The organism is Streptomyces sp. ADI95-16 (genome assembly GCF_003721495.1).
GTDB lineage: Bacteria > Actinomycetota > Actinomycetes > Streptomycetales > Streptomycetaceae > Streptomyces > Streptomyces goshikiensis.
In genome coordinates this window covers 2,461,840-2,475,155 of record NZ_CP033581.1, presented here as the reverse complement: position 1 = coordinate 2,475,155, position 13,316 = coordinate 2,461,840, and the positions used below count along the sequence as shown (strand labels likewise).

The 13,316-nt window shown below is 75.3% G+C and carries 13 protein-coding genes; 8 read left to right on the top strand and 5 right to left on the bottom strand.

The window, feature by feature from the left end; genetic code table 11:
* Positions 1-78: 78 nt before the first annotated feature.
* From EES41_RS10740 to EES41_RS10730, 3 genes are all read left to right on the top strand, one after another.
* On the top strand, positions 79-1,017 hold the full coding sequence (locus EES41_RS10740; RefSeq protein WP_123082384.1) for a PAC2 family protein: 939 nt from the start codon (positions 79-81) through the stop codon (positions 1,015-1,017).
* 94 nt (positions 1,018-1,111) lie between these two features.
* A complete protein-coding gene (coaE, locus tag EES41_RS10735; protein WP_123077589.1) occupies positions 1,112-1,726 on the top strand; it encodes a dephospho-CoA kinase in 615 nt (204 codons plus the stop codon).
* Positions 1,727-1,861: 135 nt separating this feature from the next.
* A complete protein-coding gene (locus EES41_RS10730; protein WP_037792926.1) occupies positions 1,862-2,194 on the top strand; it encodes a tetratricopeptide repeat protein in 333 nt (110 codons plus the stop codon).
* Between the two features lie 151 nt (positions 2,195-2,345).
* Here EES41_RS10730 and EES41_RS10725 read toward each other — a convergent pair whose 3' ends face one another.
* Positions 2,346-2,633, bottom strand: a complete 288-nt coding sequence (locus tag EES41_RS10725; RefSeq protein WP_123077587.1) for a DUF6343 family protein — start codon at positions 2,631-2,633, stop codon at positions 2,346-2,348.
* Positions 2,634-2,867: 234 nt separating this feature from the next.
* Between EES41_RS10725 and EES41_RS10720 the strand changes: the two genes are divergently transcribed.
* From EES41_RS10720 to EES41_RS10710, 3 genes are all read left to right on the top strand, one after another.
* Positions 2,868-5,678 carry a DEAD/DEAH box helicase gene (locus EES41_RS10720; protein WP_123077585.1) on the top strand — a complete coding sequence of 937 codons (2,811 nt, stop codon included), beginning with the start codon at positions 2,868-2,870 and terminating at the stop codon, positions 5,676-5,678.
* The gene (locus tag EES41_RS10715; protein WP_123077583.1) at positions 5,675-6,883 is read left to right on the top strand and encodes an SWIM zinc finger family protein; all 1,209 of its coding nucleotides are present in this window, start codon (positions 5,675-5,677) and stop codon (positions 6,881-6,883) included. The genes EES41_RS10720 and EES41_RS10715 overlap by 4 nt, the downstream gene beginning before the upstream one ends.
* A gap of 149 nt (positions 6,884-7,032) precedes the next feature.
* Entirely contained in the window at positions 7,033-7,788 is a 756-nt protein-coding gene (locus EES41_RS10710) for a chaplin (RefSeq protein WP_123077581.1), read from the top strand.
* Here EES41_RS10710 and EES41_RS10705 read toward each other — a convergent pair.
* The gene (locus EES41_RS10705) at positions 7,781-8,473 is read right to left on the bottom strand and encodes a DUF2293 domain-containing protein (protein WP_164495803.1); all 693 of its coding nucleotides are present in this window, start codon (positions 8,471-8,473) and stop codon (positions 7,781-7,783) included. The genes EES41_RS10710 and EES41_RS10705 overlap by 8 nt on opposite strands.
* Positions 8,474-8,571: 98 nt before the next feature.
* Here EES41_RS10705 and EES41_RS10700 point away from each other — a divergent pair, with 98 nt between their 5' ends.
* Positions 8,572-8,985, top strand: coding sequence for a cupin domain-containing protein (locus EES41_RS10700; RefSeq protein ID WP_254211398.1), 414 nt, complete (start codon positions 8,572-8,574; stop codon positions 8,983-8,985).
* Positions 8,986-9,040: 55 nt separating this feature from the next.
* On the opposite strand, the gene EES41_RS10695 is transcribed toward EES41_RS10700, so the two are convergent.
* Positions 9,041-10,486, bottom strand: a complete 1,446-nt coding sequence (locus EES41_RS10695; RefSeq protein WP_123077577.1) for a WGR domain-containing protein — start codon at positions 10,484-10,486, stop codon at positions 9,041-9,043.
* Between the two features lie 92 nt (positions 10,487-10,578).
* On the opposite strand from EES41_RS10695, the gene EES41_RS10690 reads away from it, so the two are divergent.
* Positions 10,579-11,223, top strand: a complete 645-nt coding sequence (locus EES41_RS10690; protein ID WP_123077575.1) for a uridine kinase — start codon at positions 10,579-10,581, stop codon at positions 11,221-11,223.
* A 40-nt stretch (positions 11,224-11,263) separates the two neighbouring features.
* Here EES41_RS10690 and EES41_RS10685 read toward each other — a convergent pair whose 3' ends face one another.
* Positions 11,264-12,193: a carbohydrate kinase family protein gene (locus EES41_RS10685; protein WP_123077573.1), complete on the bottom strand. Its 930-nt coding sequence runs from the start codon at positions 12,191-12,193 to the stop codon at positions 11,264-11,266.
* Positions 12,190-13,134, bottom strand: a complete 945-nt coding sequence (locus tag EES41_RS10680) for a pseudouridine-5'-phosphate glycosidase (RefSeq protein WP_123077571.1) — start codon at positions 13,132-13,134, stop codon at positions 12,190-12,192. Before EES41_RS10680 ends, EES41_RS10685 begins: the two co-directional genes overlap by 4 nt.
* Positions 13,135-13,316: the final 182 nt, after the last annotated feature.

Below are 13,316 nucleotides of genomic sequence, written 5' to 3'. Positions count from 1 at the left end.
TGAAAGCCGTCAACTGGGGAATGGCGGCGCCGCCTTGGACGTTCTTGGCAGAGAACGAGGCGAGGAGGAGTGGTGACGGTGCTTGATCCACAGGGTTTGTACGAATGGGACGCCAAGGGCCTGGCGGTGGCCGACCTGGCGCTTGCCCAGGACTCGGCCGGGCTGGTCATGCTCTACCACTTCGAGGGGTACATCGACGCGGGTGAGGCCGGCGAGCAGATCGTCGAGCGCCTCCTCGACACCCTTCCCCACCAGCTGGTGGCCAGCTTCGACGCGGACCGCCTGGTGGACTACCGGGCCCGCCGCCCGCTGCTGACGTTCCAGCGCGACCACTGGTCCGAGTTCGAGGAGCCCCGCCTGGAGGTGCGCCTCGTACAGGACGCCACGGGCGCGCCGTTCCTGCTGCTCTCCGGCCCCGAGCCGGACGTGGAGTGGGAGCGCTTCGCCGTCGCGGTGCGCCAGATCGTCGAACGCCTCGGCGTCCGGCTCTCGGTCAACTTCCACGGCATCCCCATGGGCGTCCCGCACACGCGGCCCGTCGGCATCACCCCGCACGGCAACCGCACCGACCTGATGCCGGGTCACCGCAGCCCGTTCGACGAGGCGCAGGTGCCGGGCAGCGCGGAGTCGCTCGTCGAGTTCCGCCTCGGGCAGGCCGGGCACGACGTACTGGGCGTCGCGGCGCACGTCCCGCACTACGTCGCCCGCTCCCCGTACCCGGACGCGGCGCTGACGGCGCTGGAGGCGATCACGGCGGCGACCGGGCTGGTCCTGCCCGCCGTGGCGCACGCCCTGCGCACCGAGGCGCACCGCACGCAGACGGAGATCGACCGCCAGATCCGGGAGGGCGACGAGGAACTCGTCAGCCTGGTCCAGGGGCTGGAGCACCAGTACGACGCGGCGGCCGGGGCCGAGACGCGGGGGAACATGCTCGCCGAGCCCGCCGATATCCCGTCGGCCGATGAGATCGGGCGCGAGTTCGAGCGGTTCCTCGCGGAGCGCGAGGGCGAGGGCTGAGCCGTCCGTCCGTTCGTCGGGTCCGCGAGGGGCGGGGCGTAGCCGGGGCAGGGGGCTGTACGTGGGCCGGGGCGCGGGGGCTAGGGTGCCGGGCATGCTGAAGATTGGTCTGACGGGCGGAATCGGAGCCGGCAAGAGCGAGGTCTCGCGGCTGCTGGCGGGGTACGGGGCGGTCGTCGTGGACGCCGACCGCATCGCGCGGGAGGTCGTGGAGCCCGGTACGCCGGGGCTCGCGGCCGTCGTCGCGGCGTTCGGGGAGTCCGTGCTGACCCCGGAAGGGCGGCTGGACCGCCCGAAGCTGGGCTCGCTCGTGTTCGCAGACCCGGCGAAGCTCCAGACCCTGAACTCGATCGTGCACCCGCTGGTCGGGGCGCGGTCCGCCGAGCTGGAGGCGGCCGTGGGCGCCGACGCGATCGTGGTGCACGACGTACCGCTGCTCGCCGAGAACGGGCTGGCGCCGCTGTACGACCTGGTGGTCGTGGTGGACGCCGCGCCCGGGACGCAGCTGGCCCGGCTGACCGCGCTGCGCGGGATGACCGAGGAGGAGGCGCGGGCCCGGATGGCCGCGCAGGCGACGCGGGAGCAGCGGCTGGCGGTGGCCACGCTCGTGATCGACAACGACGGGCCGCTGGAGGCGCTGGAGCCGCAGGTGCGCAAGGTGTGGGAGGAACTCGCGGCGCGGGCCGCGGCATCGGCCGCAGGAGCCTGAGGCCGGTGTGGAGCGGGGCGTGGAACGCTCCGCGGAGGGAAGGATCCGATCGTGTCCGAGACCAATCCGCCGTCGCGTCCGCCGCGTCCCTCGCAGCCGTCCTCCTCGGGGGCCGGCAGCCCGGAGACGCATGTCATCGACTACCGGGCCGCCGAGCAGCTGCTCGCCGCCCGTGATCCGCGCGGCGCCGTCAAGCTCCTCGATTCGGTCATAGCCGCGCACCCGGAGAACACGGCGGCCCGGCTGCTGCGCGCCCGGGCCTTCTTCGCCGCCGCCCAACTCCGTCCGGCGACGCTGGAGTTCGAGCTGGTGCTGGAGCGGGAGCCGGACAACGCGTTCGCGCACTTCGCGCTGGCCCGGACCCATGAGCGCTCCGGACGGCCCGAGCAGGCGCGCAAGCACTTCCGGCTCGCCGCCGCCCTGGATCCGCAGCCCGACTATCTGGCGGCGGCGCGCTTCGAGGAGTGAGCCGCGGGGCGCCGGGGCGGGCCGCCGGGCGTCGGCCGCCGGGATGAGTTGCCGGGCGTCGGGGCGGGCGGCCGGGGCTGCGGGGATGAGTTGCCGGCCGCCGGGACTGGCCGCCGGGGCGGGTCGCCGGGGCCGCGGCGGCGCGGCCGGTTCAGCGGCGGCTCGGCGGTTCGTACGGGGGGATGTCCGGGCCCGGCTGGTAGTGCGGGCCCTGGTGGATGTGGTGGATCACAACGGCCAGGTCGACCGCCGCCAGCACCACGACGACCGCGCAGGCGGCCGCCCACCCCGGACGGCCGGCCAGCGAGAACAGGACGGTTCCGGCGGCGGCCCAGATCAGCCCCCACAGGCTCAGCCAGAACCGCAGCCGCAGCGGACTGCGGGCGGTCACCGGCTCGTTTCCGGAACGCATGGCCATCGCCTCGCTCTCCCCGTCCATGGTCCCACCGGCGGCGCGCCGAGGGCCCGCGGAGCCAGGGCCTGTCTTTCGGATCAGGCCGGGCTCGCGAGCTCGTTCACGATCGGCGCCGGGGGCGCCGGGGGCGCCGGCCCGCAGGGCCCGGCGGAGCGCGGCGGCCATGGGTAGGGCGACGTAGGGGCAGGTCAGAGGGGTTGTCAGTGGCTCCGCCTAGACTCGTCGCAGGAGTGGAAGACCGACCCGGAGGGAGCCCGCGTGACCCCGCAGACCGCACTGCTGCGGCATGCCGCCGTGTTCCTCCCCGCCCCCGTTCCCCGCGAGGGCCGGATGGTTTTCTGGGCGCCCGACGGGGACCCCCTCCCCGGTGAGACGACCCCGCTCACGCTCGTCCGGCCGCAGGGCCCCACCGCCGCGCCCCGTACCCGTACCGTCCCCGGCCTCGTCCTGTCCGTCGCCGCCGCCCTGCCGCTCCTGGCGCGGGCCCCGCGCAGCGCCGGCGCGCATCCGGCCACCCGCGCCTGGGGCACCGCCGCCGTCCAGGCGCTCACCCTGGTCGCGCGCGGCCGGCTGCTCCCCGGGGTCACCCCCGAGGGCATCGACGCCTGGCGCGCCGGCCCGCTCGACGCGGCGGATGTCGGGCACCTGCGGGCGATCGCCGCCGCCCTGCCCCACGAGGCGTACGCCACCCCGCTGGCCGGGGCCCGGCCGCTCCGGCTGCCGGAACCGGAAGCCCTGGTGCGGGCCTTCCTCGACGCCGTCGCGGACAGCCTGCCCCGGACTCCGGCCGCGCCCGCCGCCGTCGGGCGGCCGTTCGCCGCGCGGGAGCCGCAGCGGGTGCCGGGGATACAGGACTGGGCGGCGCAGGTCGCGGCCGGCGCCGACACCGGGGTCGGGATCTCGCTCCGGCTGGACCTGTCCTCCTTCCGCCTCTTCGACGAGGCGGAGCCCGAGGACACCCGCCGTGCGGGCGCCGCCGTCGTCCAGGTCCACAGCCTCGCCGACCCCACCCTCGTCACCGACGCCGGGGTGCTGTGGGCGGGGGCGGCGGCCGCCGGGTTCGGCCCCCGCGCCCGGATCGATGCGGTGCTCGCGCTGCGCCGGGCCGCCCGGATCTGGCCGCCGCTGCTGCGGCTGCTGGACCAGCCGGTCCCCGATGCGCTGGCCCTGTCCGACCCCGAGCTCGAAGACCTGCTGGGCGCCGTCGCGCCCCGGCTGGCCGCCGCCGGGGTCGTGGTCCACTGGCCGCGCGAGCTGGCCCGTACGCTGTCGGCGAGCGCCGTCGTACGGTCGATGGCGCCCGGCTCCGCCACCGATGGCACCGCGTTCTTCGATGCCCAGCACCTCTTCGCGTTCTCCTGGGAGCTCGCGCTCGGCGGCGACCGGCTCACCCCGGGCGAGATGGACGCGCTCGCGCAGGCGCACCGGCCCGTGGTGCGGCTGCGCGACCAGTGGGTGCGGGTCGATCCGGAGCTGGTGCGCAAGGCCCGCAAGCGGGAGCTGGGCCTGCTGGACCCGGTGGACGCGCTGGCCACCGTACTGACGGGCACGGCCGAGGTGGACGGGGAGCCGGTCGCGGCGGTTGCGGTGGGCGCGCTGGCGGCCCTGCGGGAGCGGCTGACCGGGGAGCTGGCCCCGCTGCCGCAGCCGGCCGCGCTGAAGGCGACCCTGCGCGACTACCAGGCGCGCGGTCTGGCCTGGCTGGACCTGATGACCTCGCTCGGCCTCGGCGGCTGCCTCGCCGATGACATGGGCCTGGGCAAGACGGTCACGCTGATCGCGCTGCACCTGCACCGGGACAGACCCGAGCCGACGCTGGTGGTGTGCCCGGCGTCGCTGCTGGGCAACTGGCAGCGGGAGATCGAGAGGTTCGCGCCGGGCACTGCGGTGCGCCGTTTCCACGGGGCCGGCCGCAGTCTCGACGGGCTGGCAGGCGGGTTCGTGCTCACCACGTACGGGACGATGCGCGCGGGCGCCGCCCGGCTGGCCGAGCAGGGCTGGGGCATGGTCGTCGCCGATGAGGCGCAGCACGTCAAGAACCCGCTGTCGGCGACGGCGAAGGCGCTGCGGACGATCCCGGCCCCCGCGCGGGTGGCGCTGACCGGCACCCCGGTGGAGAACAACCTCTCCGAGCTGTGGGCGCTGCTCGACTGGACGACGCCCGGCCTGCTGGGCCCGCTCACCGCGTTCCGGGCGCGGCACGCCCGTCCGGTGGAGCACCAGCAGGAGGAGGACGGCGGCAACGAGGCGGCCGTCGCCCGGCTCGCCGCGCTGGTACGGCCGTTCCTGCTGCGCCGCAAGAAGTCCGATCCCGGGATCGCGCCCGAGCTCCCGCCGAAGACGGAGACGGACCATCCGGTGTCGCTGACGCGCGAGCAGGCCTCGCTGTACCAGGCCGCCGTGGATGAGGCGATGGCCGTGATCGAGGCGAGCGAGGGCATGGAGCGGCGCGGCATGATCATGAAGCTGCTGGCATCGCTGAAGCAGATCTGCAATCACCCGGCGCAGTACCTGAAGGAGGAGCAGCCCCGGATCGCGCACCGCTCGGGCAAGCTGGCGCTGCTGGACGAACTCCTCGACACGATCCTCGCGGAGGGCGGTTCGGTGCTGGTCTTCACCCAGTACGTGACGATGGCCCGGCTCATCGAGCGGCACCTCGCCGCGCGCGGGATCGCCAACCAGCTGCTGCACGGCGGGACGCCGGTGCCGCGCCGCGAGGAGCTGGTGGACCGGTTCCAGGCGGGCGAGGTGCCGGTGTTCCTGCTGTCGCTGAAGGCGGCCGGGACCGGGCTGAACCTGACCCGGGCGGGGCATGTCATCCACTTCGACCGCTGGTGGAACCCGGCCGTGGAGGAGCAGGCCACCGACCGCGCGTACCGGATCGGGCAGACCCAGCCGGTACAGGTCCACCGGATCATCGCGGAGGGCACGGTCGAGGACCGGATCGCGGAGATGCTGGAGGCGAAGCGCGCCCTGGCGGATGCCGTCCTCGGCTCCGGCGAGTCGGCGCTGACCGAGCTGACCGACCGCGAGCTGGCCGACCTGGTCTCGCTGCGGAGGCCGGCGTGATCACCGCGCGGGACGACCGCCGCCGCACCTTCGAGACCGTGCCCCCCGGTGTGGAGGCCACGACCTGGTGGGGCCGGGCCTGGGTGGCGGCCCTGGAGGAGCGCGCCCGGGACGCGGCCCGGCTGGTGCGCGGTCGCGCGTACGCGGCGGAGGGCCATGTCGAGGCGGTCACGATCACCCCGGGCCGGATCGTCGCCTACGTCCGGGGCGGCAGGCCGCGCCCGTACCGTACCGAGCTGGCGCTGACCGCCTTCGCGGACGCCGAGTGGTCTGAGCTCCTGGAGGCGGTGGCGGCCGATCCGGCGGCGCTCGCCGCGCTGCTGGAGAGGGAGGTTCCGCAGGCGCTGGCGGGGTCGGTCCTGCCCGGCGCGGGCGAGCTCGTCCCGCGCTGCTCCTGTCCGGATGTCGGGCGCCCGCCGTGCAAGCATGCGGCGGCCCTCTGTTACCGGGCGGCCCGGCTGCTCGACGAGGACCCGTTCGTGCTGCTGCTCCTGCGCGGCCGGGGCGAGCGGGAGCTGCTCGAAGAGCTGACCCGCCGCAACGCCGCCCACGCCGCGCGCGAACAGCCCGACGCCGAACCGGACTTCCCCGGGGTTCCGGCGCGCCAGGCGCTGGCGCGCACCGTGCTGCCGCCGCTGCCGGCCCCGCTCGCGGCGCCCGCCGCCGTGGGGCTGCCGCCCGCCTACCCGGCTGATCCGGCCGCCCCGGACCCCCTGTCCCTGGACCAGCTCGCCACGGACGCCGCCGCCCGGGCCCTCGCCCTGCTCACCACCGGCGAGGACCCCATCGCGGGCCTCACGCTCTGGCAGGACGCCGTCCGGCTGGCGTCCGCGCATCCCACGGCCGGGCTCACCGGCTCGGCCCGCGCCCTGTACCGGGACCTGGCCCGCGCCACCGGCCGTACGACCACGGACCTGGCCCGGGGCGCCGCGGCCTGGCGCCAGGGCGGGCTGCCCGCGCTCGTCGCCCTCGACGAGCCCTGGGACCCCCCGGCGGGCCCCTTCGACCGCGCCCGCCCGGCGCTGCTCGCCGCCGGACAGGGCTCGTTCCGCCCCGACCGCAACCGTCTCACCGCCCTGAACCGCCAACTCCGCCTGAGCCGCGAGGGCCTCTGGTACGCCTATGAGGACCGCCTCGGCGACAACGACTGGTGGCCCACCGGCACCGCCTCCCCGGACCCGGTCACGGCCCTCGTGCGGCGCTGACCCGAGGCCCGGGCCGACCCCCGTTAAGCCGAAGGCTCCCCGACACGATGGAGTGAAATGCCTATCGGCCGTATAACCCGAACGGGTTCAACGGCGTTGTGTCCGGTGCGGGCGTTGTGCTCGTGAACTCTCCGGAAGGCAGGAAGCTGATGCGTCACAGTCGTCGGAATGGCTTGATCGCGGCGGTGGTCGCGGGTGGCGGACTGGCCGTCGCCGGGGTGGGTGGCTTCGCCTACGCCGATGCGGACGCGAACGGGGCGGCCGAGCGTTCGCCGGGCGTGGCGTCGGGGAACCTGGTGCAGTTGCCGGTGCACCTGCCGGTGAACGTGTGCGGGAACACGGTGAGCGTCGTCGGGCTGCTCAACCCGGCGGCCGGGAACCGGTGCGCCAACGCGGGGTCGCAGGGGCGCGGGACCTCCGCGTCGGGGTCCGGGTCCTCCGGGACCGGGTCCGGAGCCTCGCACGCGTCCGAACAAGCGTCCGGGACTAGTGGCGGGGCGAGCGCCCATGGGAGCGGAAAGGATTCTCCGGGTGTGCTGTCGGGCAACGGGATCCAGCTTCCCGTCGACCTGCCGCTGAACGTCAGCGGCAACGGGGTCAGCGTCGTCGGGATCGGCAACCCCACGTTCGGCAACACCTCCGTCAACGGGGAGCAGCCCAGCGGGGGCAAGCCCGTCCAGCCGCCCACCGTCACGAAGCCCGTCACCCCGGCGAAGCCCGTGGTGGTCACTCCCGTCACTCCCGTCACTCCCGTCACTCCGGCCCAGCCGGTCACGCCCGAGCCGCCCCGGCACACCTCGGCCCTCGCCCACACCGGGGCCGACGCCGTCGGCTACGCCCTGCCCGCGGGTGGTGCGCTGCTGCTCGGCGGAGTGCTGCTCTACCGCCGGTTCCGGGTCAGCTAGGCCCGCCCCGGGCCGTCTCGGGCTCGGCCGCGACGGTGCCCGTACGCCATCCGCCGAGGATCGCGTCGATGCGCGGCGCCAGCCGGGCCCGGGCCGCGAAGCGGGGGATGCCCGCCATCAGCAGGGCGTCGTACTCCGTGTCGAGGTGGCGTACCGCGGCCCGGACCGCCATCGATACCGCCTGCTCGTCGAGGGCCCGGCCGGCCGCGGTACGCCCCACCCGGCCGCTCCCGCGCAGCGAGGCGTGCGCCGCGATCGCCTGGGCGCGGCCGGCCGGGCAGCCGGGGAACAACCGCCGTATCTCGGCGGCGAACGCGGCCGTGAACCGGGTGTCCTCGGCGGCGCGGCGCAGCCGGTCGCGTTCCCGGCGGCGGGCCCGCGCCTCGGCGTCCGCGAGGCAGGCGCGCTCGGCGCGGGCCAGGGCGGCGTCCTCGACGAGCAGGCCCCGGCGTTCGTAACGGCGGCGGCGCTTGTGGAGGCGGACCACGACCGCCGAGAGCGAACTGGCCTCCCGCGCCCGGCGGGTGAGCGCCGCGTCGCCGCGCGGCAGGTAGACCAGGTGGCCCAGGTCGGCGCAGTCCAGGCAGCGGGGCACGCCGGCCTCGCGGACCACGTGCCGGATCGGGCCCCGCCGGCACTCCGCGCAGTGGACGTGTTTCACCGACTCGAACACGACGAGACTCATGCCGGAGTGATACCGCCTCCCGGCCCCCATATCACCTTGCGGAAGTGGGATGTTGGGGTTTCATCGATCCTCACTGGATTAGAGGATGTCCTCCTACGGTGTCCGAGGGACTGCGGCCGGAGGTCGCGGAGGGGGAGCAGATGAGTGGACGGCAGGCAACGGCGCGGCGCCCCGGAGCGGCGGGCCATGCCGGTCTCGAAGGCCGCGAGATCGTCATAGCCCCCGGGGGCTGCACCGGCTGGCACTACCACCGGGTACAGCTGATCGCGGTGGTCAGGTCCGGGACGCTGACCCGGATCCTTTACGACGACTCGGTCGAGGTACACCGGGCGGGGACCAGCTTCATAGAGCCCCCGGGCGCCCGGCACGTCCACCTCGGACGCAACCTCGGCAGCGAACCCGTCGTGCTGTACGTGACCTGCGAGGCGCTTCCCGAGGGCGCCGCCTTCTCCATACCCGCCCAGGGCCCGCCCGGGGCCACGACCTGCGCCTGCTCCGGACCCGCCCTGTGAAGCGGGCGCCCGCGACCGCGCCCGCGACCGGTCCCGCGACCGGCGGACCGCCGCGTCACACCAGCCGGCGTATCTCCCCGCGCACCCGGTAGAAGCCTCCCGAGGACGCGTGCAGCCCCTCGACCACGTACCGGGCCCCGGCCTCCCGTATCCCGCGCGGGAACTGCACGTTCCACGAGGGCTCGAACCCCGTGGACACCACCTGGACGCGCATCCGGCCGCCCTGCTGGACGCACTCCACGACCACGGCGCCCGCCGGAGCCGCCGCCACCGACACCGTCGCCACCGCGGCGGCCGAAGCGGCCGGGGTGAACACCGGAAGGGCCGCCGCCGACTTCACGTCCACCGCCACCGGCACCGAACCCCGCTGGGCCGCGGTGATCGCCGCCTCGCTCGCGTCCACGCACACCAGCGAGCCGTCCGTGGTGACCAGGTACAGCCGCTCGTCGAGGTACTGCATCGACAGCGCGGAGCCGCCGCCGGTGCCCAGCTTCCACAGCCGCCGCCCGTCGGCGTCGAAGCAGTACACCGAGGACGACGAGTCGCCGGCGAAGACGTACCGCCCGTCGGGCGAGGTCGCGCACGAGTACACCGCCGCGTCACACCCGTACGTGGCCTCGACGGCCCCCGTCGCCTTCGCCAGCCGCTGTACGACCTTGCGGCCCGTGCCCGCGTACACCGCGTGCTCCTCCTGCCAGCCGAACAGCACCGAGCCGCCCGTCGCGGTGTGCCACAGCTCCCCGCTGCCGTCCGAGGCATACGCCGTGACACCCGAGCTGTGCCCGTGGTAGACCGCGCCCGCGTCGGCGCGGACCATCCAGGCACCGCTGCCCGCGGACTTGCGGGACCACTGGAACTCGTCCTCGTGGTCGATGACCGTGAGGCCGCCGGCCGCATCCGACACGTTCAGCACGCCCTCGTGGATGTCGAGCCAGTAGATGTCCACATCCGCCGCGATGTCGTACGCGCCGAACGGCACCTTCGACGACAGGTCGTACACCGTGCCGTCATCACAGCCCGCGTAGATCCAGAAATCGTCCGCCACCAGGCACTTCACCCCGTCCGGCAGGGAGTAGCGGGCCAGCACCTCGCCGCCGTGGCTCAGCGTGTAGACATCGCCCGCCTGGTTGCCGACCCAGCAGCGGTCCTCGTCCACATGGATCCCGAAGGCGGAGGAGCCCGTACGGAACCGCCAGAGCACCGGGGCCACCGAACGCGCCGTCGACGGCGCCGAGGTCACCTGGCGGCGGGTCACCGCCCGCGCGGCGCGCTGCCCGGGCACCGCCGGGGCGTACCCCTTGCGGACCTTCTCGCCGATCTTCTTCGCGGCGGCGGCGCGGGCCTTCTCGGCCGTGGGGAAGGAGGAGTTCTGCAGCTGGCCGTCCGCGCCGATGCGCCCGTAGCGCACCGAGACGGCCGTGCCGTCCACGGTCACCTCGTAGAACTTGTGCGCTCCGCCGCCGTCCTGCGACAGCTCCAGATACGTCGTTTCCCGAGCCATGACAGACCCCTCCCCAAGGCCGGGTCACCAGCTCCTGTCGCGCCGGTGATCCCTCGTGAAAAAAGCTAAGGGGCAGCACTGACAATGGGGTCGTGCAGCTGGAAGCGATCACATGGCAGCGGATGGCCGAGCGGCTCGCCGGTCACCTCGACGACCGCGAGACTCCCTCCGAACAGGCCGTCTGGCAACGGGTGGGGATCGACGGCGCGCCCGCCGCCGACACCGGGGTGCTCGCCGGGCACCTCGCGGACGCGCTGCGCGGACGCGGCCGCGCGGCGCTGGCGGTCCCGGCCGCGGGCTTCCTGCGGCCGGCCTCGCTGCGCTTCGAGTTCGGCCGCGAGGACGTGGACGCGTACCTCGACGGCTGGTACGACACGGCCGCGCTCTGGCGGGAGGTCTTCGGCCCGACCGACCCCGGCGGCACCGGGCGGGTGCTGCCCGACCTGTGGGACCCGGTGACCGACCGGGCGACCCGCAGCCCGTACGCCGAACTCCCGCCGGACGGCGTGCTGATCGTGCACGGCCCGCTGCTGCTGGGCCACTGGTTCCCCTTCGACCTCGCCGTGCACGTCCGGCTCTCCCCGGGCGCGCTGGCCCGCCGCACCGAGCCCGCCGACCGGTGGACCCTGCCCGCGTTCGCGCGCTACGAGGCCGAGACCGCCCCGGCGGACCGGGCGGACGTCCTCGTCAGGGCGGACGACCCCCGCCACCCGGCCTGGACGGGCCTGCCCGGCTGAACCCCGCGCCGGGCCGGGGCATTCGCGGAGGTCTTGGCCGCTACGGTCGCCCGCCCAGCCGGGTGACCGCCACGGCGGCCGTCCGGCAGCCCGCCCGGGCGGCCTCCGCCGGGTCCGCCCCCGCGAGGCGGGCCGCGAGGAACCCGCCGGTGAACGCGTCCCCCGCGCCCGTGGAGTCCACCGCCTCCACCGCCTCCGCGGCGGCCTCGGCGACGATCCGCCCCGCCTCGGCCACCAGGGCCCCGGCCGCGCCCCGGGTGACCACCACCAGCGGCACCCGCCGGCTCAGCTCCACCGCCGCCCGGGCGGCTCCGGACCGCTCGGGCAGCCCGGCCAGCAGCCGGGCCTCGTCCTCGTTGGGCAGCAGGACGCAGGCCCCCGCCACGGCGTCGAGGAACCGCCGCGGCCCGAGCGTGAGCAGGAATCCGGCCGAGGCCGGGTCCACGCTCACCGGCACCCCCCGGGCCGTCGCCGCCCGCAGCGCCAGCAGGGCCAGCTCCCGGCTGCTGTCGGCGAAGAACAGGTAACCGGACAGGTGCAGATGGGCCGCCCCGTCCAGCAGGGCCGGGGCCCAGTCGTCGGGGGTGAGCCGCAGCGCCGCGCCGCTGTCGGTCAGGAAGGTCCGCTCCGTGTCCTTGCCGACCAGCGCCACCACCGTCCCCGTGGGCTCGGCCGGGTCGATCACCAGCCGCGGCCGCACCCCCGCGTCCACCAGCGCCCGTTCGTGCCACCGGGCCGATTCCTTCCCCACCCGCGCGAGGAGACGTACCTCAGGCACGCCCGCGCGGGCCGCCCAGCAGGCCGCGTTGGCCCCCGCGCCGCCGGGCAGGGTGCGGATCCGGGCCGCCGTGTCGGTGGCCGGGGCCAGCGGCTCCGGATGCACCGCCACCACGTCGGTCACCACGTCCCCGACGACCAGCAGCGCCCCCGCCCCCGGCCCGCGCGCCGGTGCGGCCCCCGGCCCGGTCACCGCCGGGCCGCCCAGGCCCCCGCGATCCGGGCCCCGAGCCGCACGTTGCCCCGTACCGCCGCCAGATTGGCCTCCAGCGAGGCCCCGCCGGTCGCCCGTACCAGGTGGCCCAGCAGGAACGGGGTCACCGCCTGGCCCGTGATCCCGCGCTCGTGGCACTCGGCGAGGGCCTCGGCGAGCACCCGGTCGTGCAGCTGCGGATCCAACTGCTCAGCCTCCGGTACGGGATTGGCCACCAGGAGCGCCGATTCCGCTCCGCCCAGGGCGTCCTGGGCCGCCATCACGGCCGCCACCTCCTCCGGGCGGTGCACGGTCCAGTCCACCGGCTCACCGGAACTGGCCAGGTAGAACCCGGGGAAACGTTCCGTCCCGAACCCCAGCACCCCCACCCCCAGCGTCTCCAGGCGTTGCAGCGTGGCCGGCACGTCCAGGATCGACTTCACCCCCGCGCACACCACCGTGATCCGCGTCCGCGCCAGCAGCGCCAGATCCGCCGACTCGTCCTGCGTCCGCGCGTACTCGCGGTGTACGCCGCCCAGCCCGCCCGTCGCGAACACCCGCAGCCCCGCCCGCGCGGCGAGGAACGCCGTCGCGGACACCGTCGTCGCCCCGGTGGCGCCCGTCGCGAGCGCGGGCGCCAGATCCCGGTGGCCGAGCTTGCGCACGCCCTCACCGCTCGCGATCCGCTCCAACTGCTCCTTGTCGAGCCCCGCGTACGCCACCCCGTCCACGACCGCGATCGTCGCCGGAACAGCACCCTCCGCCCGGACCAGCGCCTCCAGTTCCGTGCCCACCGCCAGATTGCGCGGACGCGGCAGGCCGTGCGCGATGATCGTCGACTCCAGGGCCACGACGGGCCGCTTCCGGGCGAGCGCCTCGCGTACCTCTTCGGAGAGGACGGGGACTTCGGGCAGGGGCGCGGATGCTGTGTGCTGTGGCATGTCCCCATCCATGGCACGGAATTCGCGGCCCCAAACGCACTCCAGCCTCACCCGTCACAACGTGTCCGAGTAGCGCCCGGCGCCGGATCAGGGGCACCGACCTCGGCCCCGCCGCCGCGGCCCGCGCCGGCAACGCCCGCCCGGACCTCCGGATCGCCGGGGACCCGTGCACCGCGCTGGCC